26 protein-coding genes are annotated in these 25842 nt (G+C 71.3%); 11 read left to right on the top strand and 15 right to left on the bottom strand.

Going from position 1 to position 25842, the window contains the following annotated elements; translation table 11 throughout:
- Positions 1–115: 115 nt before the first annotated feature.
- Positions 116–1060: an SAM-dependent methyltransferase gene (locus ACZ573_RS16155; protein ID WP_471304658.1), complete on the top strand. Its 945-nt coding sequence runs from the start codon at positions 116–118 to the stop codon at positions 1058–1060.
- 69 nt (positions 1061–1129) lie between these two features.
- Here ACZ573_RS16155 and ACZ573_RS16150 read toward each other — a convergent pair whose 3' ends face one another.
- Entirely contained in the window at positions 1130–2680 is a 1551-nt protein-coding gene (locus ACZ573_RS16150; RefSeq protein ID WP_471304203.1) for a M28 family metallopeptidase, read from the bottom strand.
- 232 nt (positions 2681–2912) lie between these two features.
- The gene (locus ACZ573_RS16145; RefSeq protein ID WP_471304201.1) at positions 2913–4040 is read right to left on the bottom strand and encodes a DUF5937 family protein; all 1128 of its coding nucleotides are present in this window, start codon (positions 4038–4040) and stop codon (positions 2913–2915) included.
- Positions 4041–4238: 198 nt separating this feature from the next.
- Here ACZ573_RS16145 and ACZ573_RS16140 point away from each other — a divergent pair, with 198 nt between their 5' ends.
- The gene (locus ACZ573_RS16140) at positions 4239–4448 is read left to right on the top strand and encodes a hypothetical protein (RefSeq protein WP_471304198.1); all 210 of its coding nucleotides are present in this window, start codon (positions 4239–4241) and stop codon (positions 4446–4448) included.
- A 58-nt stretch (positions 4449–4506) separates the two neighbouring features.
- On the opposite strand, the gene ACZ573_RS16135 is transcribed toward ACZ573_RS16140, so the two are convergent.
- The 5 genes from ACZ573_RS16135 to ACZ573_RS16115 are packed head-to-tail and all read right to left on the bottom strand — an operon-like array spanning position 4507 to position 9939.
- Positions 4507–5316 carry a type III pantothenate kinase gene (locus ACZ573_RS16135; protein ID WP_052876528.1) on the bottom strand — a complete coding sequence of 270 codons (810 nt, stop codon included), beginning with the start codon at positions 5314–5316 and terminating at the stop codon, positions 4507–4509.
- Between the two features lie 3 nt (positions 5317–5319).
- Positions 5320–6288: a carboxylating nicotinate-nucleotide diphosphorylase gene (gene nadC / locus ACZ573_RS16130; RefSeq protein WP_471304656.1), complete on the bottom strand. Its 969-nt coding sequence runs from the start codon at positions 6286–6288 to the stop codon at positions 5320–5322.
- Positions 6289–6290: 2 nt separating this feature from the next.
- On the bottom strand, positions 6291–8042 hold the full coding sequence (locus ACZ573_RS16125) for an L-aspartate oxidase (protein ID WP_471304195.1): 1752 nt from the start codon (positions 8040–8042) through the stop codon (positions 6291–6293).
- Positions 8039–9031 (bottom strand): pantoate--beta-alanine ligase, encoded by a 993-nt coding sequence (panC, locus tag ACZ573_RS16120; protein ID WP_471304193.1) that lies wholly within the window; start codon positions 9029–9031, stop codon positions 8039–8041. Before panC ends, ACZ573_RS16125 begins: the two co-directional genes overlap by 4 nt.
- Positions 9028–9939 carry a Rossmann-like and DUF2520 domain-containing protein gene (locus ACZ573_RS16115; RefSeq protein WP_471304190.1) on the bottom strand — a complete coding sequence of 304 codons (912 nt, stop codon included), beginning with the start codon at positions 9937–9939 and terminating at the stop codon, positions 9028–9030. Before ACZ573_RS16115 ends, panC begins: the two co-directional genes overlap by 4 nt.
- 112 nt (positions 9940–10051) lie before the next feature.
- Between ACZ573_RS16115 and ACZ573_RS16110 the strand changes: the two genes are divergently transcribed.
- The 7 genes from ACZ573_RS16110 to ACZ573_RS16080 all read left to right on the top strand — a co-directional run bounded on the left by ACZ573_RS16110 (position 10052) and on the right by ACZ573_RS16080 (position 14072).
- The gene (locus ACZ573_RS16110) at positions 10052–11182 is read left to right on the top strand and encodes a threonine aldolase family protein (RefSeq protein ID WP_471304187.1); all 1131 of its coding nucleotides are present in this window, start codon (positions 10052–10054) and stop codon (positions 11180–11182) included.
- Positions 11183–11446: 264 nt separating this feature from the next.
- Positions 11447–11632, top strand: a complete 186-nt coding sequence (locus ACZ573_RS16105) for a DUF397 domain-containing protein (RefSeq protein WP_030389722.1) — start codon at positions 11447–11449, stop codon at positions 11630–11632.
- A gap of 97 nt (positions 11633–11729) precedes the next feature.
- Positions 11730–12293 carry a hypothetical protein gene (locus tag ACZ573_RS16100; protein ID WP_471304654.1) on the top strand — a complete coding sequence of 188 codons (564 nt, stop codon included), beginning with the start codon at positions 11730–11732 and terminating at the stop codon, positions 12291–12293.
- A 14-nt stretch (positions 12294–12307) separates the two neighbouring features.
- A complete protein-coding gene (locus ACZ573_RS16095; protein WP_030009899.1) occupies positions 12308–12475 on the top strand; it encodes a hypothetical protein in 168 nt (55 codons plus the stop codon).
- Between the two features lie 101 nt (positions 12476–12576).
- A complete protein-coding gene (locus ACZ573_RS16090) occupies positions 12577–13029 on the top strand; it encodes a BlaI/MecI/CopY family transcriptional regulator (protein WP_382549027.1) in 453 nt (150 codons plus the stop codon).
- 11 nt (positions 13030–13040) lie between these two features.
- On the top strand, positions 13041–13571 hold the full coding sequence (locus ACZ573_RS16085) for an amino-acid N-acetyltransferase (protein WP_301368256.1): 531 nt from the start codon (positions 13041–13043) through the stop codon (positions 13569–13571).
- 165 nt (positions 13572–13736) lie between these two features.
- Positions 13737–14072, top strand: a complete 336-nt coding sequence (locus ACZ573_RS16080; RefSeq protein ID WP_351148357.1) for a histone-like nucleoid-structuring protein Lsr2 — start codon at positions 13737–13739, stop codon at positions 14070–14072.
- 4 nt (positions 14073–14076) lie between these two features.
- On the opposite strand, the gene ACZ573_RS16075 is transcribed toward ACZ573_RS16080, so the two are convergent.
- Positions 14077–14709: an SCO3374 family protein gene (locus ACZ573_RS16075; protein WP_471304183.1), complete on the bottom strand. Its 633-nt coding sequence runs from the start codon at positions 14707–14709 to the stop codon at positions 14077–14079.
- A gap of 462 nt (positions 14710–15171) precedes the next feature.
- Here ACZ573_RS16075 and ACZ573_RS16070 point away from each other — a divergent pair, with 462 nt between their 5' ends.
- Together ACZ573_RS16070 and ACZ573_RS16065 are read left to right on the top strand one after the other, a co-directional pair.
- Positions 15172–17697 carry an ATP-dependent Clp protease ATP-binding subunit gene (locus tag ACZ573_RS16070; RefSeq protein WP_471304180.1) on the top strand — a complete coding sequence of 842 codons (2526 nt, stop codon included), beginning with the start codon at positions 15172–15174 and terminating at the stop codon, positions 17695–17697.
- Positions 17698–18140: 443 nt separating this feature from the next.
- The gene (locus ACZ573_RS16065; RefSeq protein ID WP_471304177.1) at positions 18141–18734 is read left to right on the top strand and encodes a M23 family metallopeptidase; all 594 of its coding nucleotides are present in this window, start codon (positions 18141–18143) and stop codon (positions 18732–18734) included.
- 88 nt (positions 18735–18822) lie between these two features.
- Here the strand turns inward: ACZ573_RS16065 and ACZ573_RS16060 are convergent, their stop codons facing one another.
- The 7 genes from ACZ573_RS16060 to ACZ573_RS16030 form a co-directional block, all read right to left on the bottom strand.
- Positions 18823–19962, bottom strand: coding sequence for a LamG-like jellyroll fold domain-containing protein (locus ACZ573_RS16060; protein WP_471304174.1), 1140 nt, complete (start codon positions 19960–19962; stop codon positions 18823–18825).
- A 71-nt stretch (positions 19963–20033) separates the two neighbouring features.
- On the bottom strand, positions 20034–21353 hold the full coding sequence (gene cseC, locus ACZ573_RS16055) for a two-component system sensor histidine kinase CseC (protein WP_471304172.1): 1320 nt from the start codon (positions 21351–21353) through the stop codon (positions 20034–20036).
- Positions 21350–22063 (bottom strand): two-component system response regulator CseB, encoded by a 714-nt coding sequence (gene cseB / locus ACZ573_RS16050; protein WP_301368242.1) that lies wholly within the window; start codon positions 22061–22063, stop codon positions 21350–21352. The genes cseC and cseB overlap by 4 nt, the downstream gene beginning before the upstream one ends.
- A gap of 29 nt (positions 22064–22092) precedes the next feature.
- Positions 22093–22725, bottom strand: coding sequence for a hypothetical protein (locus tag ACZ573_RS16045; RefSeq protein ID WP_471304651.1), 633 nt, complete (start codon positions 22723–22725; stop codon positions 22093–22095).
- Between the two features lie 35 nt (positions 22726–22760).
- Positions 22761–23321 carry a SigE family RNA polymerase sigma factor gene (locus ACZ573_RS16040; protein WP_030010715.1) on the bottom strand — a complete coding sequence of 187 codons (561 nt, stop codon included), beginning with the start codon at positions 23319–23321 and terminating at the stop codon, positions 22761–22763.
- A 184-nt stretch (positions 23322–23505) separates the two neighbouring features.
- A complete protein-coding gene (locus ACZ573_RS16035) occupies positions 23506–24471 on the bottom strand; it encodes an HhH-GPD family protein (RefSeq protein WP_471304169.1) in 966 nt (321 codons plus the stop codon).
- Between the two features lie 227 nt (positions 24472–24698).
- On the bottom strand, positions 24699–25667 hold the full coding sequence (locus tag ACZ573_RS16030) for a sialidase family protein (protein WP_471304167.1): 969 nt from the start codon (positions 25665–25667) through the stop codon (positions 24699–24701).
- Positions 25668–25842 lie beyond the last annotated feature (175 nt).

The following is a 25842-nucleotide window of genomic DNA, read 5'->3' as shown; positions in this document are numbered from 1 at the left end:
ACCAGAGGTTCGAACCTGACACCGGGGGCGTACTCCCCAAGGTGGACGGAAGCCTACCCTTTGTCCGGTGATCTCTCAGGGTGAAGGCGTGACCCCGGTCCGGTGGCGCAGTGCGATGGAGGCCGCGCTGTACGGGCCCGACGGCTTCTACGTACGGCCCGGCGGGCCGGGACCCGCCGGGCACTTCCGTACCTCCGTGCACGCCTCGCCGCTGTACGCCGCGGCCGTGGCCCGGCTGCTGGGGTGGGTGGACGCCGAGCTCGGGCACCCGGCGGAGCTGGACCTGGTCGACGTCGGGGCCGGGCGGGGGGAGCTGCTGGCCGGGGTGCTCGCCGCGCTGGAGCCGGAGACGGCCGCGCGGGTGCGCCCGTATGCCGTGGAGCGGGCGGAGCGGCCCGCCGGGCTCGACCCGCGGATCCGCTGGGTCGCGGCCCCGCCCGAAGGGACGAGGGGGCTGCTCTTCGCCAACGAATGGCTGGACAACGTGCCGCTGGAGGTCGCCGAGGACGGGCACTACGTGCTCGTCGCCCCGGACGGTACGGAGAGCGCGGGCGGCCCGCTGGACGGTGCGGACCGGGCCTGGCTGGAGCGGTGGTGGCCCGGCGGCGGCCGCGCCGAGATCGGCCGTGCCCGGGACGAGGCCTGGGCGGCCGCGGCCGGGACCCTGGAGCGGGGCCTGGCGGTGGCGGTGGACTACGCCCACACCCGGGGCGCACGGCCCCCGTACGGCACGCTGACGGGTTTTCGCGGCGGCCGGGAGGTCCCGCCGGTGCCGGACGGTTCCTGCGACGTCACCGCCCACGTGGCCCTGGACTCCTGCGCGGGGCCGGGGGCGGTCCTGCTGACCCAGCGCGAGGCCCTGGCCGCGCTCGGCGTCTCCGGGGCCCGGCCCCCGCTGGCCCTGGCCTCGGCGGACCCGGTGGCTTACGTACGGGCCCTGTCCTCGGCCGGTGAGGCGGCGGAGCTCACGGACCGCGCCGGGCTGGGCGCCTTCGGCTGGCTGGTCCAGCCGGCCGGCGTCCCGGCCCCGGCATGGCCGGGCGCGCGGGCGGTGCACTGACCCGCCGGGAACGCGGAGGGCCGGGATCCGCTGCGGGATCCCGGCCCTCCTGTGCGTCTGCCCGCGTGGTTACTGCTTCACCTCGTCGTGGCCCTGGTGCAGGCCGCCGCCGCTGCCCGAGCCGCCCGTCGGCTGCGAGACGACCGGCTTCGACAGCGGGGCCAGGTCGAAGGCGTAGTGGCCGACCGCGTCCGCGATGACGTCGACGTTGATGTCGAGCGCCTTCTGGTCGATGTTGGTGATGTCGTCACCCTTGCCGTGGTAGTTCACGTCGTAGGCGACACCCGCCTGGCCGCCGAACTTCGCGGCCTGCTCCGGGGTCTTGATGCCCTCGGCGCCGGTGAAGGTGCCGCCGGACGGGATGCCCACCTCGATGAAGGGGCCGTAGTCCGAGCGGCCCGAGAAGTCCGTGCCCTCATGCGGGATCTTCTTCGAGTCGAGGAAGTCGTTGATCCCCTTCTCCAGCTGGGCGGAGCCCGCCGGGCCGGGGCCCGCGCCGGTCGCGTCCGAGTCGTCGCCGTCGTAGACGAAGTACGCGGCGTTGGGCGAGGCGATCATGTCGAAGTTCAGGTAGAGCTTGATCTGCTTCTTCTGCGCGTCCGTCAGCCCGGCGACGTACGCCTCGGACCCGAGCAGGCCGAACTCCTCCGCCGACCACCAGGCGAACTTGACCTTGTTCTTGATCTTCGACTGGCTGCTCGCCAGGCGCTGCGCGACCTGGAGGATGCCGGCCGATCCGGACCCGTTGTCGTTGATGCCGGGGCCGGCCGCGACCGAGTCGAGGTGCGAGCCGAGGAAGACGGTGTCGTTCTCGTCACCGCCCTGGGTCTCGGCGATGACGTTGTACGTCTTGCGGTTCTCGCGCAGCTGCCGGATGTCGAGGGTGACCTCGACCGGGCCGGCCGCGGCCTCGGCGGCGAGCTTCTCGCCGTCCTCCTGGGTGATGCCGCCCGTCGGGATCTTGCCCGCGTTCGGGTCGCCGAGGGTTCCGTTGAGGGCGCCCGCCGTGTTGTTGTAGATGATCGCGCCGACCGCGCCGGCCGCGGCCGCGTTGGCCTGCTTGGCGGCGAAGGTGCAGCCGCCGCGCTTGACCAGGGCGATCTTGCCGGTGAAGGTGCCGGAGGCGAAGTCGCCGGGCTCGCAGCCGTTCGTCCCGTCCGCGTCGACCGGGGCGACGGCGACACCGGCGGTCACACCGCCCTCCGGGCTGTTCGCCGTGTACGACATCAGGTGGATCGGTACGTCGCGCTGGTTCGCGCCGCCCACCGTCAGCTTCTCCTCGATGGTCTCGACGTACACGAAGTCGAATTCGTTCTTGGTGACCTTGTAACCGGCCGCCTTCATCACGGCCTCGATGTACTTGGCGGACTGCACGTGCCCCTTGGAGCCGGCCGCGCGGTTGCCGTTGTTGTAGTCGGCGAGCGACTGCAGGACCTTGAGGTGGTTGTAGGCGCCCTTGCCGGTCGCTTCTTTGACCAGCTTCTTGGCGAGCGCGTCACCCCGGGCGGCGTCGCTCTGCGGGCTTGCGGTGGCTCCGGCCGGTCCGGCCAGCAGCAGCGGCGAGACGAGGGCTGCGGCTGCCAGGGCGGCGGTTGCTGCGGCTATACGGCGTGAGGGCATGAAGGTCCTTCCACGGCAAAGGCGAGCAGGGCGGGGCGGAGCAGGGCACAGCGAGGCGGAGCGTGGTGGAGCGCGTGAGCAGAAGTGGTGCGCGTTACGTGGGGGATCGGTGGACGCACGTTAGACAGCAAGTGGCCACCATGGCCAGAGTTTTCGCTGATTCCGGTTTATGAATTCCGTATATCGGTGAATCTGGGCCGCCCAAATCCGGCCAACCACACGCCGGTTGCTTCTATCGCAGGATGCCCTCGATGAAGTCCGATCCGATGCGTGCGACCGCCGTCAGGTCCAACTGGTGCTGGGCGTACCGGCCCTGACGCCGCGTATGCATCAGGCCGGCCTTCTTCAGGACGGACAGGTGCCGCGACACCTCCGGCGCGGTGATCCCGTACACGGTCGCCAGCTCGCTCGTCGTGAACGGGGCCCGGGCCAGGCTCCGGCACAGCATCATCCGCATCGGATGCGCCAGCGCCTCCATCCGCCGCTGGAGCAGCTCCACCGAGCCGGGCTCGGAGGCCAGTTCGGGGGAGCCGAGCGGATAGTGGACCACCGGCCGCCAGCCCGGCGCGTGCAGCACCAGCAGATGCGGCCAGCCGAAGTTGGTCGGCACGAAGACCAGACCGGTGCCTATTCGGTGATCGGTCGCGGTCGTCGATCCGTGGACCATCTTGTCGGCGGTGATGGTGGTGCCGGCCTCGTCGACGCTCAGTGCCGCCGAGACCTCCTTCAGCACGGTCGCCAGCCCCTTGCGGCGCAGCACCTCCGTCTTGTGCCGGGCATCGGCGCTCTGCCCGGGCTCGACGCGCTTCCACGTCTCGGCGAAGAAGGCCTCGTCGCAGTCCTCAAGGAGGCGCCGCATCCACACCCGCACGGCGGCCGTGTCGTCGAGGAGCCGCATGGAGAAGTCCAGCTGGCGCGGGCCGCGGGCGGCGGCCGTCTCCAGCGCCTTGGCCCGCGCCGCCGGGTTGTCCAGGGGGGAGGAGGACGGCCCGCCCTCGTTGTAGAGCGCCAGCCAGCACTGCTCCAGGGCGGCCCGCACGAACCGCTCGTCGTCCAGCCGGTCGAGCACGTCCAGCGCCTCGGCCAGCGTCGCGGCGGGCTGCCCGGTACCGCCGGGCAGCCCGGCGAAGGGCATGAAGATGTCGGAGAACGAGCTCCGCCACATGAAGTCGGCCTCCAGCAGCCGGTCCGCGAGGCATGGATCGAGCGAGGCGGCGGTGGCGGTGGTCCAGGACGTCAGCCCGGGGTGGTGAGCGGGCTGGGAGAGCGCGTGCAGGGCCATGCAGAGCTCGGCGAGCGGGGAGGGCGCGAAAGTGATCCGCTCGGTGGGCAGGCCTGCGATGTCGATCGTGACGCTCATCAGGCCATTCTCTCGTTCCCCGCACGCCGGGAAAGCCGGGACGGGCCTGTCGGCCCCGCCGTACGAGTGGCTGCGGGCGCCGTGGCACGGCGGCCGGACGAGTGATCATTTATGGCCGCGGGGGCGCTTTCGAGCCGTCGATTGACGGGGAACGTCAACTGTCGTGCGCGATGCCGCCGACGGGGTGAGGCTTGGGGCATGACCGCAATTGAGCAGTACATGATCGATACCTACCGGGCGGCCCAGCAGGGCGCCCCGATGCCCCCGCCGCCCGGGCGGGACGACGTCGCCGTCCTGCGCTCGCTGCGCACGTACGAGCAGGCCCGCGCCGTCATGGACGGCAGATCGGGCCGCCACCCCTGGCGCGCGGCCCTGCGCCGGATATTCGTCCGCCCGCGGGCGTGCTGATCGCGGGCGTGCTGATCCGGCGAGGCCCCGGGCCCGGCCCGGGACCCTTCCGCCCCCGCTACTCGAAATTCGGCGCGTTGCGCTGGTACACCAGCCGCAGCCCGATCAGCGTCAGCCACGGCTCGTGGTCGTCGATCACCGAGGACTCGCCCAGCACCATCGGAGCCAGCCCGCCCGTGGCGATGACCCGCACGTCGTCCGGGTCGCCGTGCGGTCCGGCCAGCTCCTTCGCCATCCGGGTCACGACCCCGTCGACCTGCCCCGCGAAGCCGTAGACCACGCCCGACTGCATCGCCTCGACCGTGGACTTCCCGATCACGTTGCGCGGCCGGGCCAGCTCGATCTTCCGCAGCTGGGCGCCCCGTACGCCGAGCGCCTCCATCGAGATCTCGATGCCCGGGGAGATCACCCCGCCCACGTACTCGCCCTTCGCCGACACCGCGTCGAAGGTGGTCGCCGTACCGAAGTCGACCACGATCGCCGGGCCCCCGTAGAGCTCGACCGCCGCGACCGCGTTGATGATGCGGTCCGCGCCGACCTCCTTCGGATTGTCCATGAGGATCGGCACGCCCGTCTTGATGCCGGGCTCCACCAGCACCGCCGGCACGTCGCCGTAGTAGCGCCGGGTCACCTCGCGCAGCTCGTGCAGGACCGACGGCACCGTCGAGCAGATCGCGATGCCGTGGATCCCGTCGCCCAGCTCGCTGCCGAGCATCGGGTGCATGCCCATCAGGCCCTGCATCAGCACGGCCATCTCGTCGGCCGTGCGCCGCGGGTCGGTCGAGATGCGCCAGTGCTCGACGATCTCGTCACCGTCGAACAGGCCCAGGACCGTGTGGGTGTTGCCTACGTCGATGGTGAGGAGCACGGGTTACACCGCCTCGCGCAGATCGAGCCCGATGTCCAGGATCGGCGAGGAGTGGGTCAGCGCGCCGACCGCCAGGTAGTCCACGCCGGTCTCCGCGTACGCGCGGGCCGTGTCCAGGGTGAGGCGGCCCGAGGACTCCAGCACCGCGCGGCCGGCCACCAGGGCCACGGCCTGCGCGGTCTGCTCCACCGTGAAGTTGTCCAGCAGGATCAGGTCGGCGCCGGCCTCCAGGACCTCCCCGATCTGCTCCAGCGTGTCGACCTCGACCTCGATCGGGACCTCCGGGAAGGTCTCGCGCACGGCCTTGAACGCCTGCGCGACACCGCCCGCCGCCACCACGTGGTTGTCCTTGACCAGCGCGGCGTCCGAGAGCGACATCCGGTGGTTGACGCCGCCGCCGCAGCGCACCGCGTACTTCTCCAGCGAGCGCAGGCCCGGCGTGGTCTTGCGGGTGTCGCGGACCTTCGCCGAGGTGCCCTCCAGCACATCGGCCCAGCGGCGGGTGGCCGTCGCGATGCCCGACAGCCGGCACATGATGTTCAGCGCGCTGCGCTCCGCCGTCAGCAGGTCACGGGTGCGCGAACGCACCGACAGCAGCAGCTGACCGGCCGTGACGGTGTCGCCGTCCTCCGCGTGCCGCTCCACCTCGAAGGCCTCCGTGCAGACCACGGAGAACACGGCCTCGGCGATCCGCAGACCGGCCACGACACCGTCCTCGCGCGCGACGAAGTCGGCGACGGCCTCGGCCTCCTCCGGCACGGTCGCGACCGTCGTCACGTCCACGCCGCCGTCCAGGTCCTCCGACAGCGCCATGTGCGCGATGTCCTCGACCTCGATCGGGTCCAGGCCCGCGTCGGCCAGCAGCTGTGCCAGCGCCGGGTCCAGGCCGCTCTCCTCGCCGTCACCGCAGGCGCAGTCGTCGCCGCAGCCGCCGTCGTTCTGGTCGATCAGGGGAAGTTCGGGGGTGCTCACGGTCACTGCTCCAGGCTCGGGGTGCTCAGGGGGTGCACGGACGGGAAGTCCGCGGAGTCGGTGGGTACGACGACCAGGGCGCGCTTCTCGGTCGCCGAGAGCCGGACGACGAGATGGCGGCGCCAGTGCGCATCGTCCCGCTCGGGGTGGTCCTCGCGCCAGTGGCAGCCGCGGGTCTCCACGCGCCGCTGTGCCGCGGCGACCAGGACCCGCGCCACGCACAGCAGGTTCGTGGCCTCCCAGGTGTCCACGCCCGGCTCGGCGGTCTTGCCGTGCGCTTCGAGATCGTTCAGGGCGGTGGCGTACAGCCCTTCGAGGGCCTCGGCGGCCGCGCTCAGCGACTCGGCGGAGCGGAGCACGCCCGCGCCCTCGGTCATGATCCGCTGGACCTCGAACCGGGCACCGGCGGGCTGCAGCGGGCCGGTGGCCGGGACCGGTATGCCCGGGCCGCTGCCGGCGGGCCGCTCGGCGACGATGTCCTCGGCGATCCGCTCGGCGAAGACCAGACCCTCCAGCAGGGAGTTGGAGGCCAGCCGGTTCGCTCCGTGCACACCGGTGCAGGCGACCTCGCCGCAGGCGTACAGGCCCGGGACGGTGGTCCGCCCGTGCAGGTCGGTCCGTACGCCGCCGGAGGCGTAGTGCGCGGCGGGCGCGACCGGGATGGGCTCGGTCACCGGGTCGATGCCGTGGGAGCGGCAGGCGGCCAGGATGGTCGGGAAGCGCTGCTCCCACATCTGCGCGCCGAAGTGCCGGGCGTCGAGGTACATGTGCTGCGCGCCCTGCTCCTGCATGCGGCGCATGATGCCCTTGGCGACGATGTCGCGCGGCGCGAGTTCGGCGAGCTCGTGCTGGCCCTGCATGAAGCGCACGCCGTCCGCGTCGACGAGGTACGCGCCCTCGCCCCGGACCGCCTCCGACACCAGCGGCTGCTGCCCCTCGGCGTCCGGGCCGAGGAAGAGCACCGTCGGGTGGAACTGCACGAATTCGAGGTCGGAGATCTCGGCGCCGGCCCGCAGCGCGAGCGCCACGCCGTCACCGGTGGACACCGACGGGTTGGTCGTCGCGGAGAAGACCTGGCCCATGCCGCCGGTCGCGAGGATCACGGCGGGCGCGTGCACGGCACCGACCCCGTCGTGCTGGCCCTCGCCCATGACGTGCAGGGTCACACCGGCCGTACGGCCCTGCGCGTCCTGCAGCAGGTCCAGGACGAGGGCGTTCTCCACGGTCTCGATGCCCGCGGCCTGGACGGCCTCGACGAGCGCCCGCGAGATCTCGGCGCCGGTGGCGTCGCCGCCCGCGTGCGCGATCCGGCGGCGGTGGTGCCCGCCCTCGCGGGTCAGTTCTATCTCGCCGGTCTCCGTGGAGGTGTCGAAGACCGCGCCGGTGGCCATCAGCCGCCGCACCGCGTCGGGGCCCTCGGTGACGAGCAGCCGGACGGCCTCCTCGTCGCACAGGCCCGCACCGGCGACCAGGGTGTCGTCGAGGTGCTGCTCGGGGGTGTCGCCCTCGCCGAGGGCCGCGGCGATACCGCCCTGGGCCCAGCGGGTGGAGCCGTCGTCGAGCCGGGCCTTGGTGACCACGACGGTACGGCGGCCCCCGGCGGCGCAGCGCAGCGCGGCGGTCAGGCCCGCCACGCCGGAACCGACGACCACGACATCGGCGTCGAGGGACCAGCCGGGGGCCGGAGCGTGCAGCCGTATGCCGGTGCCTGCGCCTGCCCCGCCCGACGGGATGCCTCTGCCTGGGGTGCTCACGAGTGTGCTCCGAATTCCAATGGGATGTTGTCGATCAGCCGGGTCGAGCCCACCTTCGCGGCGACGGCCAGTACGGCCTGCCCGGTGAAGTCCTGACCGGTCTCGGTGAAGTCCAGCGGGTCCACCAGCGCCAGGTAGTCCAGCACGAGCGGCGGCTCGTGGCGGCCCGCCTCGTCCAGGACGTGCAGCGCGGCGGCCCGTACGGCGTCCGGCAGCCCGGCGCCGGCCGCCGAGACGGCGTGCGCGTCGGCGGAGGCGCGGATCTCGCCGAGGCGGGCCAGGGCGGTGGCCCGCTCGTCGCTGGCCGGGGAGGCCTCGGCGCGGGCGCGCAGCGCCGCCTGCGCGGCGAGCCGGTCGCGGCCGGCGAACAGGGCACGGGACAGGGCCAGTGCGGTGTGCCGCTCCGCCGTGGAGAGGTAGCGGTTGCGGGACGACAGCGCGAGCCCGTCCTCCTCGCGGACGGTCGGTACGCCGACCACCTCGACGGGGAAGTTCAGGTCGGTCACCATCCGCCGGATCAGGGCCAGTTGCTGCGCGTCCTTCTGGCCGAAGAGGGCCAGGTCGGGGCGGGTGAGGTGGAGCAGCTTGGCGACGACCGTCAGCATTCCGTCGAAGTGCCCGGGGCGGGTGGCCCCTTCGAGGCGCTCGCCCATGGGGCCGGCGCTGATCCGCACCTGCGGGTCACCGCCCGGGTAGACCTCGTCGACGGCGGGGGCGAAGACCGCGTCGGCGCCCGCCTCTTCGGCGATCCGCAGATCCGCGTCGAGGGTGCGGGGGTAGCGGTCGAGGTCCTCGCCCGCCCCGAACTGCAGGGGGTTGACGAAGACGGTGACGACGACCTGCCCCTCGGGCCCGGCCTGTTCGCGGGCCGTGCGGATCAAGGTGGCGTGGCCCTCGTGGAGGGCGCCCATGGTCATCACCACGGCCCGGCGGCCGGTGCGCGGCAGCTTGTGCAGCTCTTCCGCGGTGTGCAGCAGCAGGTCGGTCACCGGTCGCCCCCGTCGGAGTCCGTGTCGGCGAGCACACCGAGCAGGTCCTCGGCGAGTTCGGGCTTGAGCAGACCGTGCGCGAGGGCCCGGTCCGCGGTCGTGCGGGCCATCGCCAGGTATCCGGCGACCGCGCCGGGCGCGTGCCTGCGCAGCTCGGAGACGTGCGCGGCGACCGTACCGGCGTCCCCGCGGGCCACCGGCCCGGTCAGGGCGGCGTCACCGGAGCGCAGGGCGTTGTCGAGGGCCGCGCCGAGCAGCGGGCCGAGCATCCGGTCGGGGTGCTCCACGCCGGCCTTGGCCAGCAGCTCCATCGACTGGGCGACCAGCGTGACCAGGTGGTTCGCGCCGAGGGCCAGGGCCGCGTGGTAGAGCGGACGGTTCTCCTCCGCGATCCACTCGGGCTCCCCGCCCATCTCGATGACCAGGGCCTCGGCGGCCAGGCGCAGCTCCTCGGGGGCGGTGACCCCGAAGGAGCAGCCGGCGAGCCGCTGCACGTCGACCTCGGTCCCGGTGAAGGTCATCGCCGGGTGCAGGGCCAGCGGCAGGGCGCCCGCCCGGCGCGCGGGGTCGAGCACGGAGGTCCCGTACCGGCCGGAGGTGTGCACCAGGAGCTGTCCGGGCCGGACCGCGCCGGTCTCGGCGAGGCCCTCCACCAGGGACGGCAGCGCGTCGTCGGGGACGGTCAGGAGCACCAGGTCGGCCAGCTCCAGCACCTGCGCGGGCGGTACGAGCGGCACATCGGGCAGCATCCGCGCGGCCCGGCGCACGGACGAGTCGGAGACTCCGGAGACGGCTACGGGCCGGTGCCCGGCCTGCTGGAGCGCGCACGCCAGCGCGGGACCGACGCGGCCGGCTCCGACGATGCCGACGGCGAGCCGGGCAGGGCGTGGCTGCTGTGATGGATTCACGCGGGAAGGGCCCTTCCGTTCCAGTCCGCGGGGGGTACCGGACGATACGCCGCCATGCTAGCTCCTGGGGCAGTTGGCCGGTCGGCGGCGACGGGAGCGAGGATCTTTGCCCATGAGTGATGACAGCGAGGACATCGAACGTACGAAGCGGCTGGTCGCGGCCTGGCGCGGGGCGGAGCGGAAACTGTCGCGCAGCCTGCTGGAGCCCACCGTGGGGGAGCTGCTCGGCTCGCTCGCCGAAGCCCCGTACGGCATGGACGGGCCGGCCGACGTCTACGGCGACGGAATCGTCGGCGCACTGGAGCGCAAGGTCGCCGAGCTGCTGGGGACCGAGGACGCGGCGTTCTTCCCCAGCGGCACGATGGCGCAGCAGATCGCGCTGCGGTGCTGGGCGGGCCGGACCGGGAACCCGGTGGTGGCGCTGCACCCGATGAGCCATCCGGAGCGGTGGGAGGGCGACGCCCTGTCGGCCGTCTCCGGGCTGCGGGTGGCGCACCCGACGACGGAGGCCCGCCCGCCGTCGGCCGCGGACGTCGAATCGCTCCGGGAGCCCTTCGGCACGCTGATGGTCGAGCTGCCGCTGCGGGACGCGGGCTTCCTGCTGCCCACCTGGGAGGAGCTGGAGGCGCTCACCGAGGCGGCCCGGGCGCGGGACGCGGTCGTCCACTTCGACGGGGCCCGGCTGTGGGAGTCCACCGTCCACTTCGGCCGCACCCTGCCGGAGATCGCGGGCCTCGCGGACTCGGTCTACGTCTCCTTCTACAAGTCGCTCGGCGGCCTCAGCGGGGCGGCCCTGGCGGGGCCGCGGGAATTCGTCGAGGAGACCCGGGTCTGGCGGCACCGCTACGGCGGCCAGATCTTCCGGCAGTTCCCGCAGGCCCTCTCGGCGCTGGCCGGACTGGAACGGGAACTGCCCCGGCTGCCGTCGTACGTGGCCCAGGCGCGGGTCGTGGCCGGGGCGCTGCGCTCGGCGTTCGCGGATTCGGGGGTCCCCTGGGCCCGGATCCACCCGGAGGAGCCGCACACCCACCAGTTCCAGGTGTGGCTCCCGTACGAGCCGGACCGGCTGACGCAGGCGGGCCTGCGGCAGGCCGAGGAGACGGGCACGGTCCTCTTCCGCCGCTGGTCCGCCGAGGGCCCGCCGGGCCTGGCGGTGACGGAAGTGGAAATCACCGCGCCGGGCCTGTCCTGGACGGAGGCCGACGTCCACGAAGCGGTCTCGGCCTTCGTGGCCCGGATCTAGGCCGTCTTCCGGATCCTGCGAATCCGGCCTCGCCAGGGGGCACCTCCCAGCGGTAGCTGGGGGAGTTCGAGGCGCGGGTTCCGGGGCGCAGCCCCGGGAAACGGCGAAAGGGCGGGGCGGGGAGAAGACCAGCTCAGCGGTACCCGCACCGCCCTCGGAAGGCAAGGGCGAAACGCCGAATTCCCGAAAGTCACCGGCGCGGCCCGGCCACGGCGTTACCGTCATTGACGGCAATTACCGGCCACCGCGCCCGGAGGAGACACCGTGACCACTCAGCCCGCGTGGCGTAAGTCCTCGTTCTGCAGTGAGGGCGACGCCTGCGTCTACGTCGCCACCGCCCCCGGAGCCCTCGTCAAGGTCGCCGACCGTGCCGACCCCGCCCACCTCGTGCTCGCCACCACCCAGGCCGCCTGGGCCGACTTCCTGCGCGCGGTCAAAGAGACCGGCTGAGGGACCCGCCGAGCGCGCCGCAGCCGCGATCAGGGGATTTTGTCCGATTAGCGCGTATCTTCGGCCCATGCCCACGCCCTACGGATCCCGCGGCGGCATGGCGTTCAGCGCCGCTGAGCTGCACCTGCTCAGGCGCCTCCTCGCCCACGCCCTTCAGTCCTCCTCGGCCCCCCTGGCGGCCGAGGAGGTCCAGGACTGCCTGCGCCTCGCGCGGTCGGTGGACGAAGCGGTCCAGGAGGCGGGCCGGCTCAGAGCGTTCCTCCTCGCGGACCTCGCCCGCTACCGCGGCGCCCTGCCCGGCAGTCTCTCCGGCTACCTGGAGCTGCTGCAGGACGCCCTGGCCGCCGGGTACGAACCGGAGCCCGACGACCTCGCCGCCCTGCGCGCGCTCCGCGCCAACCCGCTCGCCGCCGCGCTGCTGGAACGGGTCCGGACGGTCGCGGAGCGCTCCGTACGGCGGCGGCTGTCGACCGCCCCCGCGCCCCGGACCCGGCTGCTGGCCCTGGCCGGCGGCAAGGAGAAGGACGAGCCGCCGGCCCGCCCGGCGCCGCACCCCAAGGAGCCGCCACGTCCGGAGCGGCCCATTCCGACCCCTGGCGAGGTGTTCCCGCCGCGCCGCAAGCCCAGCCCGCCCCCGGCGGCCGGGTGGGCCGCCGGGTAGCTACGCTGTGGGGCATGGACTATGTCTCCGCGCTCGTGCCCCCCTTCGTGATGGCCGTGTTCTTCATCGCCCTCGTCATGACGATCGTGAAGAGCCAGGGCGGTTCCAACAAGGCCAAGGAGGACGCGGCGGTCGACGCCGTGCTCGCCCGGGCAGAGGCCACCCAGCAGCAGCAGAAGTAACCCTCAGGGCGTGCGGCTTCACCGGCCGTGCGCCCGATTTTCTTGCGCGTTGCCGAGCGAATAGTCGGGCAATTCAGCACAAGCCGCACTATCGTGCTGCTGTGCCTCGCCCCTTGGGAGAACTCGAAGACGCCGTCATGACACGGGTGTGGCAGTGGAACCGCCCGGTCACTGTGCGAGAAGTCCTGGAAGACCTCCAGCAGGAACGGTCCATCGCGTACACCACGGTCATGACCGTTATGGACAATCTTCATCAGAAGGGCTGGGTCCGCCGGGAAGCAGAAGGCCGCGCCTATCGATATACGGCGGTCTCCACCCGCGCCGCCTACTCGGCCGCACTGATGAACGAGGCGTGGTCGACGAGCGACAACCCCGCGGCCGCCCTCGTGGCCTTCTTCGGCATGATGTCCGCGGAACAGCGGGACGCCCTCCGCGACGCCGTGCGGGTCGTCCAGTACGACGACGAGTCGGGCGCCGACACCGCCCCCGAACCCCCCGCTCCGCCCGTGGCCGAGGGGGAGTCCGCCGAGCGCCCGCAGGAGCCGGGGCGATAACGTCCGCAGCCATGGGAGAGTTTTCCACTGCACATGCAGAATCAGTGACGATCCGCCGTGCCCGGACGCGTGATGTTCCCGCGCTGCGCCGCCTCCTCGACCAGTACGTGCAGCAGCGGATCCTGCTCGACAAAGCTCCGGTCGTCCTTTACGAGGACATCCAGGAGTTCTGGGTCGCGGAACGCGAGTCCGACGGCCAGGTCGTAGGCTGCGGCGCACTCCACGTGATGTGGGAAGACCTTGCCGAAGTGCGCACTCTCGCCGTCGACCGGGGCTTGAAGGGCGCCGGGGTCGGGCATCAGGTGCTGGAGCAGTTGTTGCGTACCGCCCGTACCCTCGGGGTGAGCCGGGTTTTCTGCCTCACCTTCGAAGTCGAGTTCTTCGCGAAGCACGGCTTCGTCGAGATCGGCGAGACCCCGGTCAAGACCGATGTCTACATGGAGCTGCTGCGTTCCTATGACGAGGGTGTCGCCGAGTTCCTCGGTCTCGAACGGGTGAAGCCGAACACCTTGGGCAACAGTCGGATGCTTCTGCACCTCTGATCGATGGCCTCAGCTTTTCCGGTGCTCCGCGCACCTGTGGCCTATGTCCGAATCGCGCACGTTTCCCGCCCTGTTGCGGTCTCGAACCTCTCCCCGGGGGTTTGTGTTTTCCAGGCAAAAGCGGTTTCCTTTCCGCGTACTGCTTTTCGATGAAAGGAAATCCCGGTGGCACAGAAGGTTCAGGTCCTTCTTGTCGACGACCTCGACGGTGGCGAGGCGGACGAGACGGTGACGTTCGCTCTGGATGGCAAGACCTACGAGATCGACCTCACCACCGCCAACGCTGAAAAGCTCCGCGGTCTGCTCGACCCGTACACCAAGGGCGGCCGCCGTACCGGTGGCCGCGCGTCCACCGGTCGCGCCAAGGGCCGTACGGCCGCGGCGTCCGGCAACCCGGACACCGCGGAGATCCGCGCCTGGGCGAAGTCCCAGGGCATGAGCGTCAACGACCGCGGTCGTGTTCCGCAGGAGATCCGCGACGCCTACGAGAACCGGGGCTGACCCGTCAGGGACTGACCCGGCCGGCCCGCGAGGGAGGCCCGGCCACGGCGCTCCGCAGGGGCGTACGGCGCCGGAGCCGCGCGCGGTGGCATTCCGTCGCCGCCGCGGAGACCAGGCGCACGAGATCGGGCCCGGCGGTCACCCGCCCGGGACCGGCGCCCTGTCCGGGACCGGACAGGGCAGGCAGAAGTGCCTCGCACCCCTGCTCGGGGGGCCGTAGCCACACGGCGGCCCCCCGGGGACTCCCGTCCCCGGCGCAATGCCCCGGCGGCACCGGGGCGGTGATCCGGCCACCCGCACCCAGGGCGGCGAGATCGAGGGCGACCCCGCCCCACTCCAGCCAGTCGAGCAGCCCGTCGAGCTCCTCTGCGCTCCCCGCGGCCACCAGGAACCGCATCCGGCGCCCCATGAGGGCCACCGGGCCCGTGGCGACCGGCCTGCGCAGCAGTGCGGCACCCGCGTCGGACGGCAGCTCCAGCACGTCGAACCGGATGCCGGTCGCGAGCTGGGCGGGCGGCCCGCCCACGACGGTCCAGCCGAGCACTCTCCCGTACCAGGAGGCGTACGCGTCCTCCTCGGGCGCCGGGCGGGGCGACGGCACGGTCGGCGGGGCGAGCGGCGGGAGGGTTACGGCCATGTCCGGAGCAACTTCCGAAACGCCCCGGGGTTACGCTCGATGTGACACACCGCACTCACGGTCATGCGGAACGTAAACGTCCGTGGAGTCCGGAGTCCGCATTCGGGACGCAACTGTGTTCGCCCTTAGCTGAGGGAACCGGTGGCGCCGGCATGGAGTGTCAGTCCTTACGGGTAAGACATTCCTAGTGGATCGGGGCGACACGCTGATTTGACGGGCTTCCGTTCGCCGTCGGCGTACACGCATGACGGGTATCTGCCTGGCCTGCGGGAACATCGTCTCGCACCATCGAGTTGGAGCAGTTGTCGGCTCTTCAAGCCGGTTTTCCCGCTGAGGCAGGGGTGAGCCGCGGACGGATGTCGGCAGTTGGAATGAGCTGTCCCGCCCCGCGGGACTAGCATGCGGAAGGACAGGGCGGGGACCGACCCCGAACTGCCCGACCGCTCTGAGGAGCGATAAACGATGTTCGAGAGGTTCACCGACCGCGCGCGGCGGGTTGTCGTCCTGGCTCAGGAAGAAGCCCGGATGCTCAACCACAACTACATCGGCACCGAGCACATCCTCCTGGGCTTGATCCACGAGGGTGAGGGTGTCGCCGCTAAGGCCCTGGAGAGCCTCGGGATTTCGCTCGAGGCTGTTCGCCAGCAGGTTGAGGAGATCATCGGTCAGGGGCAGCAGGCCCCGTCCGGCCACATCCCCTTCACCCCGCGGGCGAAGAAGGTCCTGGAGCTTTCGCTCCGAGAGGCCCTCCAGCTCGGCCACAACTACATCGGCACCGAGCACATCCTGCTCGGCCTGATCCGCGAGGGCGAGGGCGTCGCCGCCCAGGTCCTCGTGAAGCTGGGCGCCGATCTCAACCGAGTCCGGCAGCAGGTCATCCAGCTGCTCTCCGGCTACACCGGTGGAGGCAAGGAGTCGGCCACGGCCGGCGGGCCGGCCGAGGGCACGCCCTCGACCTCGCTCGTCCTGGACCAGTTCGGCCGCAACCTCACCCAGGCGGCCCGCGAATCCAAGCTCGACCCGGTCATCGGGCGCGAGAAGGAGATCGAGCGGGTCATGCAGGTGCTGTCCCGCCGTACGAAGAACAACCCGGTCCTCATCGGCGAGCCCGGCGTCGGCAAGACCGCCGTCGTCGAGGGCCTGGCCCAGGCGATCGTCAAGGGCGAGGTTCCCGAGACGCTGAAGGACAAGCACCTCTACACGCTTGACCTCGGCGCCCTGGTCGCGGGTTCCCGCTACCGCGGTGACTTCGAGGAGCGCCTGAAGAAGGTGCTCAAGGAGATCCGCACCCGCGGCGACATCATCCTGTTCATCGACGAGCTCCACACCCTCGTGGGTGCGGGCGCCGCCGAGGGCGCGATCGACGCCGCCAGCATCCTCAAGCCCATGCTGGCCCGTGGTGAGCTCCAGACCATCGGTGCCACGACGCTCGACGAGTACCGCAAGCACCTCGAGAAGGACGCGGCCCTCGAGCGCCGCTTCCAGCCGATCCAGGTGGCGGAGCCTTCCCTCCCCCACACGATCGAGATCCTCAAGGGCCTGCGCGACCGCTACGAGGCCCACCACCGCGTCTCCATCACGGACGAGGCCCTCGTCCAGGCGGCGACGCTGGCGGACCGGTACATCTCGGACCGCTTCCTCCCGGACAAGGCGATCGACCTGATCGACGAGGCCGGCTCCCGGATGCGCATCCGCCGGATGACCGCGCCGCCGGACCTCCGCGAGTTCGACGAGAAGATCGCGGCCGTGCGCCGCGACAAGGAGTCGGCCATCGACTCCCAGGACTTCGAGAAGGCGGCGTCTCTCCGTGACAAGGAGAAGCAGCTGCTGGCGGCGAAGACCAAGCGCGAGAAGGAATGGAAGGCCGGCGACATGGACGTCGTCGCCGAGGTCGACGGCGAGCTCATCGCCGAAGTCCTCGCGACCGCGACCGGCATTCCCGTCTTCAAGCTCACCGAGGAGGAGTCGTCGCGACTGCTCCGCATGGAGGACGAGCTCCACCGTCGGGTCATCGGCCAGAAGGACGCCATCAAGGCGCTCTCCCAGGCGATCCGCCGTACCCGTGCGGGTCTGAAGGACCCGAAGCGCCCGGGTGGCTCGTTCATCTTCGCCGGTCCGTCCGGTGTCGGTAAGACCGAGCTCTCGAAGACGCTCGCCGAATTCCTCTTCGGCGACGAGGACGCGCTGATCTCCCTCGACATGTCGGAGTTCAGCGAGAAGCACACGGTTTCCCGTCTCTTCGGTTCGCCCCCCGGCTACGTGGGCTACGAAGAGGGCGGCCAGCTCACCGAGAAGGTGCGCCGGAAGCCGTTCTCCGTCGTCCTCTTCGACGAGGTCGAGAAGGCCCACCCGGATATCTTCAATTCCCTTCTCCAGATCCTGGAGGACGGTCGCCTGACCGACTCCCAGGGCCGGGTCGTGGACTTCAAGAACACGGTCATCATCATGACGACCAACCTGGGTACCCGGGACATCTCGAAGGGCTTCAACCTGGGCTTCGCCGCCCAGGGCGACACCAAGACCGGATACGACCGGATGAAGGCGAAGGTCAACGAAGAGCTCAAGCAGCACTTCCGGCCCGAGTTCCTCAACCGTGTCGACGACACGGTCGTCTTCCACCAGCTCACCGAGGAAGACATCATCCAGATCGTCGACCTCATGATCGCCAAGGTCGACGAGCGCCTCAAGGACCGCGATATGGGCATCGAGCTGAGCGGTGACGCGAAGCTCCTGCTCGCCAAGCGCGGCTACGACCCGATCATGGGTGCCCGGCCGCTGCGCCGGACCATCCAGCGCGAGATCGAGGACCTGCTGTCGGAGAAGATCCTCTTCGGCGAGCTGCGTCCCGGTCAGATCGTGGTCGTCGGCAAGGAGGGTGAGGGCGAGGACGCCAAGTTCACCTTCCGCGGCGAGGAGAAGTCGGCTCTGCCCGACCTTCCCCCGATCGAGGCCACGGGCTCCGGCCCGGACCTGTCGAAGGGCGCGTAAGCGCGGATCAGTACCAAGGGGCGGCCCCGGAACCTTTCGGTTCCGGGGCCGCCCCTTTTTCGCGTCATCGGGTCGCTGCTCGCGCACCATGCTGCGCCACGCCCCCCGAGACCGGCCGGACCCCCTGTGACCTGGGCCTCAGAAGGCCCTGGTTCCGGTGGGGCGGCCGGTGACAAGCCGCACAGGACAAATCGGACGTACTAGGTTGTTTCGTAGATCGAAAAGGCCCTGCCGCGGGACCTTCGTCCCTGGAGAGAGGCGTCAACGGGGCGCGTCACACGGGCGCCGCTACGAGTTCCGCTAGTAATCGGGACATTTGGGGAAGTCCCGGGGCACGGGTTACCAAGGATGAGCCAACCCGGCACTCGCTCGATCGTGCCGGGTCACTTCATGCCTCTTACAGGTGTGAAACCCCCCTTGTCCCCGGCCCCGGAGGTCTGCACATGTTCGCGAAGCGCGTCTACACCCGTCGTACCCGTATCGCTGTCGGCACCACCGCTCTCGGTGCGGTGCTGGCCCTCGGGGCGGGCACGACCGCCGCGTTCGCAGACGCCCCGCAGACCGCCGTCACCGCCAAGGCCGCCGGCGCCGCCGGTGCGGCGGGCGCCTCGAAGACCGGTCTCTGGGACAAGCCGCTGGAGAAGTACACGCTGTCCGCGACCTTCGGCAAGGGCGGCAGCATGTGGTCCCACAAGCACTCCGGCCAGGACTTCGCCGTCCCGGTCGGCACCCCGGTCAAGGCCGCGGCCGCCGGCGTCGTCGTCAAGGCGGGCCCGAACGGCGGCGGCGACGGCCCCGCGTACGGCAACGCCATCGTGATCAAGCACGCCAACGCCACGTACTCGCAGTACGCGCACCTCTCGAAGATCCAGGTCAAGATCGGCCAGAAGGTCAACGCCTCGCAGCGGATCGCCCTGTCGGGCAACACCGGCAACTCCAGCGGCCCGCACCTGCACTTCGAGATCCGCACCACCCCGAACTACGGCTCGGCCGTCAACCCGGTCGCCTTCCTGCGCACCAACGGCGTCACCGTCTGACCCGTCCCGACCGCAGCACCCGCCGTACCCGCCGCGTCTGCGGCGCCCGCGGCACCCGTCGTACCGGCCGACCCGCCCTGCTCACCGATCAGGTGAGCAGCCAGGCATGGGTCGGCTTCGGCGATGGGTCGAGCTTCCCCTCCTTGTACGCGGCGGCCTGCTCCGCCGTGAAGGCCATGTCGTAGGTCTTGATGTTGTGCAGGGCGCCCTGCCACGGACCGGTCCAGATGTTGTGGTGCTTGGACCGGCCGAGCTGGAGCGGACCGGGCGCCTGCCAGATCGGCGGCACCGGGGTCTCGCCGGCCTTCTTGCCGTCCACGTAGAGCGCGATGGCCTTCTTCTCGGCGTCGTAGGTGGCCATCAGCAGCGTGGGCGTCTTCATGATCTGGAGCCCCTCGGCGGTGACCGTCCGCGTGGTGGCCGCGGCGCCCTTGTCGCCCGTCTGCACGCGGAAGATCCAGGCTTGCTTGCCGTTCACCTCGTTCACGCCCAGCTCGAAGGAGAACGACTCCCCGTCGCCCTGGCTCATGATGATCCGCGAGCCCTTGGCGGCGGAGTTGTAGGCGCGGGCCGTGACGGTGAAGCTCTTGGTCACGTCCACCACCGGCTCGGCGGACTGCCCCCACGAGTTCCCGTTGCCCTTGCCCACGACCTGGAAGCGCTTGCCCAGCGGGCCGACCTTGAGGTCCGGGCCGAGCCGGATCCCCATGCTGCCGTAGCTGTCGCGCAGCAGGGTGTCGTCACCCGCGACGGTCGCTGTGTAACCGGCAGGGCCCTTGGCATCCTCCGGCTCGGGCGAGGCGGAGGCCGAGTTCGAGGGCTGCGCGTCCTGTCCGTCCTCGTCGCCGCCCATCAGGAAGAACGTTCCGCCGCCCGCCAGTAGCGCGAGCACGGTCACCGCGCCGCCCAGCATCCACAGCCGCTTCTTGCGCCGCTCGGCCGCGGAGCGGTCGGCCATGGCCTCCCAGTCAGGCTGCTGCGAGGTGCCGGGGAGGTCCGGACCGGCCAGCCTCGTGAAGCCCGGCTGGGACGGAGGCCACTGGCCGTCCCCGGCGTCCTGCTGGTACGGGTTCGGCTGCTGTCCCGTCTGCGGGTAGCCGTAGCCGCCGGACTGGGTCGGGTAGCCGTAGCCGTCCTGTGCGGGCGGTCCCGGCGGGAACCCGTATCCGCCGCTCCCGGGGGCGGACTCGGGCTGCGGGTGGCTCGGGGGATGCATACCGTCGGTCATGCCACTGGATGCTAAGTCACGGACCTCCGTGCGCATACTGCCCGGTACCCGTCCGCCCCACCCGCCCCGGTTCAGCCCTGCGGCAGCTTGAGGACCGGGAAGCTGCCCGTCGACGTCGGCGCGTGCTCCGGCAGCCACAGGACCGCCACCGCACCCGCCGCCGCGCCCGCCCGCTCCGAGCCGCCCCGGGCGGCCACGTTGCGGAACGTCAGCCGGGCTCCCAGGACCCGCGCCTGGCCCTCCGCGATGGTCAGCCCCAGCCCGTGCCCCACGCCCGCGCGGTCCGTCGACCCGGTGCGGAAGCGGCTCGGCCCCTCGCGCAGCAGTGCCTCGGGGAAGCCCGGCCCGTGGTCCCGGACCCGTACGACCCGGCCCTCGACGTCGACCTGGACCGGCGGCTGCCCGTAACGCGCGGCGTTGGCCAGCAGGTTCCCCAGGATCCGCTCCAGGCGGCGCGGGTCGGTGCTGACGATCTCGTCCGCGACGACCCGTACGGTCGCCTCCGGCATCAGCGACGCCACCCGCCGGCTCACGAACTCGCCCAGCGCCACGTCCTGGAGCTCCGCCCGCTCCGACGCACTGTCCAGCCGGGCCACCTCCAGCACGTCCTCGACCAGCGCGCGCAGCGCCTGGGCCCGGTCCCGCACCAGCTCCGTGGGCCGCCCCGGAGGCAGCAGTTCCGCCGCCGTGAGCAGGCCCGTCACCGGGGTCCGCAGCTCGTGCGCGATGTCCGCGGTCACCCGCCGCTCGGCCTCCAGCCGCTGCTGGAGGGCGTCCGCCATGGCGTCCACGGCCCGCGCCAGGTCGTCCGTCTCGTCCCGTACGACACCACCGACCGCGTCCCGGACGCGTACGTCGGGATCACCGTGCGCCACCCGCTGCGAGGCCGCCGCGGCCTTGCGCAGCCGGCGCGAGATCTGCCCGCCGATGAGCACGCCGAGCGCCGAGCCGCCGATCACGGCGGACAGCCCGCCGATGAGCAGGGCGCGGTCCAGGTCGGGGAGCAGATTGGTGCTCTCCCGGAACGGCGTGTGCAGCGACAGCACCATCCCGTTCCCGAGCGGTAGGGCGGCCCACACCTCGGGCACCCCCCCGCCCGGCCGCTCCTGGACGTAGGTCCCGCGCCGGCCCGACTGCGCCTTGTGCCGCAGTTCGGCCGGCAGCTCGGGATCGTTGAGCTTGGCCCCCATGGGCGGCTTGCGCCCGGCTTCGGCATTGCGGGAGATGAACTGCACGCGCTCCAGCTGCACCTCGCGGGCGCTCTCCAGCATCGACACGCGGGCAGCACTGTGCACCACCAGGCTCAGCGCGATCGTGACGAGGACGCCCACGGAGGCGATGGCGACGGTGATCTTCCAGCGGATCCCCGTGCGGAAGGTGAACCGTCTCATGCCTTGAGTTTGTATCCGAAGCCCCGGACCGTTTCGATGCGGTCCTGTCCGATTTTGGTGCGCAGCCGCTGGACGTGGACGTCCACGACACGGGTGTCGCCGCCCCAGTCGTAGTCCCAGACCCGCTCCAGCAGGCGGTCGCGCGACAGCACGGTGCCGGGTGCGGAGGAGAACTCCAGCAGCAGCCGCATCTCGGTCGGGGTCAGGGCCACGGCTGCGCCCGCCCGGCGGACCTCCATGCCCTCGGTGTCCACCTCCAGGTCGCCGAAGGAGAGGACCCCGCGCTCGGCGTCCGAGCCGTTGTCCGCCCCGTTGGCTCCGCCGTTCTGCGGGCCGCCGGAGTGGTCGAAGCGGCGCAGCACCGCGCGGATCCGGGCCACGAGCACGGATCCGTCGAAGGGCTTGGTGACGTAGTCGTCGGCGCCCGCCTCCAGGCCCAGCACCACGTCGATGGAGTCGGCGCGCGCGGAGAGCATGATCACCGGGACGGTGGACTCGTCGCGGATGCGGCGGCACAGGCTCACGCCGTCCATGCCCGGGACCATCACGTCCAGCAGGGCGATGTCGGGCCGGTCCGCGCGGAAGGACTCCAGTCCGGACAGGCCGTCGGGCATGGCCGTGACCACGAACCCGTCGCGTTCCAGCGCCAGGGTCGTGGCCTCACGGATGACGTCGTCGTCCTCCACGAACAGGACATGGGTCTCGGCCATGCGGGAGCCTCGCCTCGGTTCTTCTGTGCTCAGTTCTTCTGACTCGTGACCGGGGCGGGCTGGACACCGCCGTCGACCACGTTGCTGTACTCCGAGTGAACTCGGTCCTGCTCGGTGAACTTCTCCCCGTTCCAGCGGTACGTGATCACGTCCTCGCCCGACGGATAGGCGAGCGCGTCGCTCTTTCCGTAGACCTGCTTCGTGACCACCAGGTCGCCCCGGTCGATCTCCGCGTAGACGGGTGGCTGTTCGTCCGAGAACACATTCTCGTACGTGTCTCCGTCCGCCCGGTACACGTACGTTCCGCGGCCCAGGGCGTCGGCGCAGGACAGGACGTTCACCACGATGTCCACGACAGGACTTCCGGTGACCTTCCCGTAGCTCACGTCGACCGGGTACTCCTTGCCCGAGCAGGGCTTGAGGTCCCGTTTGACGTCGGTGCCGACCTTGGGGTCCTTCATCAGCAGCCCGACGGGGTCGACCTTCTTCAGCGGCCGGCCGGACGAGGGCGGGACGGAGTCGTCGGGGGTGGGCCCCGACGGCGTGGCCTTGGCCACGGCCTCGGTGCGGGCCGGGCCGCCGTCGCGCAGGCCGGTGCCACCCGTGGCGCACCCGACCGCGAACACGGCTGTGCCGACGAGGACGACCGTCCCCGCCGACATCAGCACCAGAGAACCTCCGGACAAACCTTGGCCGTTCAGGCCGCGCACCGCTCACGCCCCTCGTACCGCATGGTGTGGTCACCGCGCTCCAGCGCACGCATGTCCAGATCCCGGCTCTCCAGCTCCTGCCGGAGGCGGGCCAGCGCGCGGTGCAGAGTGCTCTTCACGGTTCCCGCCGACATTCCGAGCGCCGCGGCCGTCTCCTCGGTGCTCATCTGCTCCCAGTGTCGCAGCACGACCACGCTGCGCTGCTTGGGCGCGAGAACCTTGAGGATGTCCATGAGCAGGGCGCGGTCGGCGCGCTGGTCGGAGCCGTCCTCGACGGAGGCGTCGGGGAGCTGCTCGGTGGGAACCTCTTCGAGCTTGCGGGCCCGCCACCACTCGGTACGGGTGTTGATCATGACCCGGCGCAGGTAGGCGTCGGCCAGGGACTTGTCGGCGATGCCGTCCCAGCGGCCGTAGGTGCGTACGAGCGCGGTCTGCAGGAGGTCCTGGGCGTCGGTGGGGTCCGGTACCAGGCGCCGGGCGCTGCGCAGCAGCGCGTCCTGCCGAGTGCGTACGTACTCCTCGAATCCGAGTACCTCGCCGTGCGCCATCTCAGACCGCCTCCACCCGTCCAGCCGCTCATCCCCGTGTCCTACGGATTCGAAGGTACGGAGGGGTTGTCACGGGCCTGTGCGAGCCAGCCTTCGGTGGGCGCACGGACACCCATAGGTTGTGTAACAACCCTCGTGAGCTGCGGTTTCCCGGCGATAAGCGGAATCTCGGAGTCAGCTTCGGTCAGGCCGGCGGGACGGTCCGGGGGTGGGCCTGCGGGGCGGCCCGGGGGAGGGTCTGCGGGAGCCGGTAGAAGCCCCCGTCCAAGGGCTCCACCAGCCCGTCGGACACCAGCCCGTCCAGCGCCCGGGCCCGCTGCACCGGCTCGTTCCAGACCGTGTCGAGTACCGCCTGCGGAACCGCGCCCACCGCCTCCCGGAGCACGGCGAGGAGCTTGCCCCGCACCTGCCGGTCGGTACCGGCGTACGTCTGCCCGCGCCGCGGCGGACCCTCGTGCGCCGGCTTCCCGGCGAGCCGCCACGCGCACAGCCCGGCCACCGGACAGCGCGCGCAGTCCGGGCTCTTGGCGGTGCACACCAGCGCCCCGAGCTCCATCGAGGCGGCCGCCCAGCGGGCCGCGGTGGCCTCGTCCTCGGGCAGCAGGTCCCGGGCGAGGCGCCGTTCGGCGGCGGTCGTCGCGTTCGGCGGGTACTCGACCCCGGTCGCGGTCCGCGCGAAGACCCGGCGGACGTTCGTGTCGAGCACGGCGTGCCGCTGCCCGTACGCGAAGGAGGCCACGGCCGCCGCCGTGTACTCGCCGATCCCGGGCAGCGCCAGCAGCTGCGCGTGCTCCCGCGGTACGTCGCCCCCGTGCCGGTCCGTTATCGCGACGGCCGCCCCGTGCAGCCGCAGCGCGCGCCGCGGGTAGCCGAGCCGCCCCCAGGCCCGTACGGCTTCGCCGGGGGCCTCGGCGGCCAGGTCCGCGGGGCGGGGCCACCGGGCGAGCCACTGCTCGTAGACCGGCAGGACCCGGCTGACGGGCGTCTGCTGGAGCATGAACTCGCTGACCATGACCCCCCAGGGGCCGGCGTCGGGGCGGCGCCAGGGCAGGTCGCGGGCGTGCTCGTCGAACCACGCGATGACGGGGGAGTGCAGCGCGTGGGCGGAGTCGGGGGATACGGCCGTGGAGGAACCGGGAGATGCAGTCATGGCAGACGGCATCCTGGCATGTTTCCCCTCCCTCGGCGCGCCGGAACGGGACCGCCGGACCGGACGGCGGCCGGTCCGCCGCCCGTCCGCGAACGGCACCCCGAAGAGGAGGAGCCCGTATGCCGTCCGGATCACGGAGGCCGATCGCACCCATGAGTGGCTTTGTTCACGAGAACGAAGCCCTGGCCCGAAGGGGCCAGGGCTTCAGTTCCGGGCGGTCCCTGCCGTTACAGGGCGAGCTGGTGGACGCTGCCGTCGCTCAGGCCCGCGAACAGGCAGGGCTGTCCGGGGTCGACTGCCAGGGTGCGTACGTCACGCATGGGCAGGCCGGCGGAGGCATCGGTCCAGGTCTTGCCACGGTCCCGGGATTGCAGGACGCCGACTGGTGTGATCGGCGCCGTGTCCCCCGGGTACGACGCACCGGACGAGGCGGCGAACAGGACGTCGTTGTGCTGGGCGAACGCGACGACACGCAGGGGACCGTCATGGCCCTCGATGCGCGCGGCGTGGAACGTGGTGCCGTCGTCGTCGCTGTAGCGGATGGTGTCGCCGCCGATCAGCAAGCGGCTGCCGGCGAAGTGAACGGCATTGGCTTCGTGGGTGGTCATGACCGTCCAGCTGCTGCCGAAGTCGCCCGAGCAGCAGAGGCCGTTGGTGTGGGAAGCCATCCAGACACTGTTGCCGTCGGGGTCGTTTGGGTCCGCCACGAGATCCAAGTAATAGCGGCCGTGGTCATGCTCCTCCCAGGAGTCACCACCGTCACTCGTCGTCCGCACGCCGAGGACTTCGACACCGTTGTTGTTCACGTAGCCGAAGCTGTGCATGACCCGGTCCGGGTTCAGCGGGTGGATGTGGACGGCGAAGATGGAGTCCGGCCACGATCCGGACGCCTGCCACGTCATGCCCGCGTCCTCGCTGCGCTTGACGGCGCACCGCGAGCCAATGGTCTCGGTCCGCCACACCAATGGCGGATCGTCCGCCCATACGTTCATGTCGACGATGGTCTGATCGTTGCTGGTAGGCGGTCCTTCGGGTGACTCCCAGTCGGGCCCGGTGACGGGCAGGGAAGCGCGGAGCAGGCCCGTCCCGGTCCCCGCCAGGACGGCTCCCTTGGCAACGGCCAGCGCCATGACGGCGGACGCGGGACCACCAGCGCGCTTGCATTGCTTCCAGCTCGTCGTGCTCGTCGACATCATGTCTCCCTCGTTGGATCACGAGAACCTCGGAAGCCCCGAGGAGCCGACACCGAAAGTAGCGAGGCGACCCCTCTGGGTAGTGCGCTCGAAGGGCTTCCGACCGCAACGGTTGATCAAAATGGCCGAATCCGTGCCAGTTGGCCATCGGTGCCAGTCACCCATTCCGCTGCACTGG

The organism is Streptomyces sp. NPDC040545 (assembly GCF_055595065.1).
This window is presented reverse-complemented; position numbering and strand designations above follow the sequence as displayed.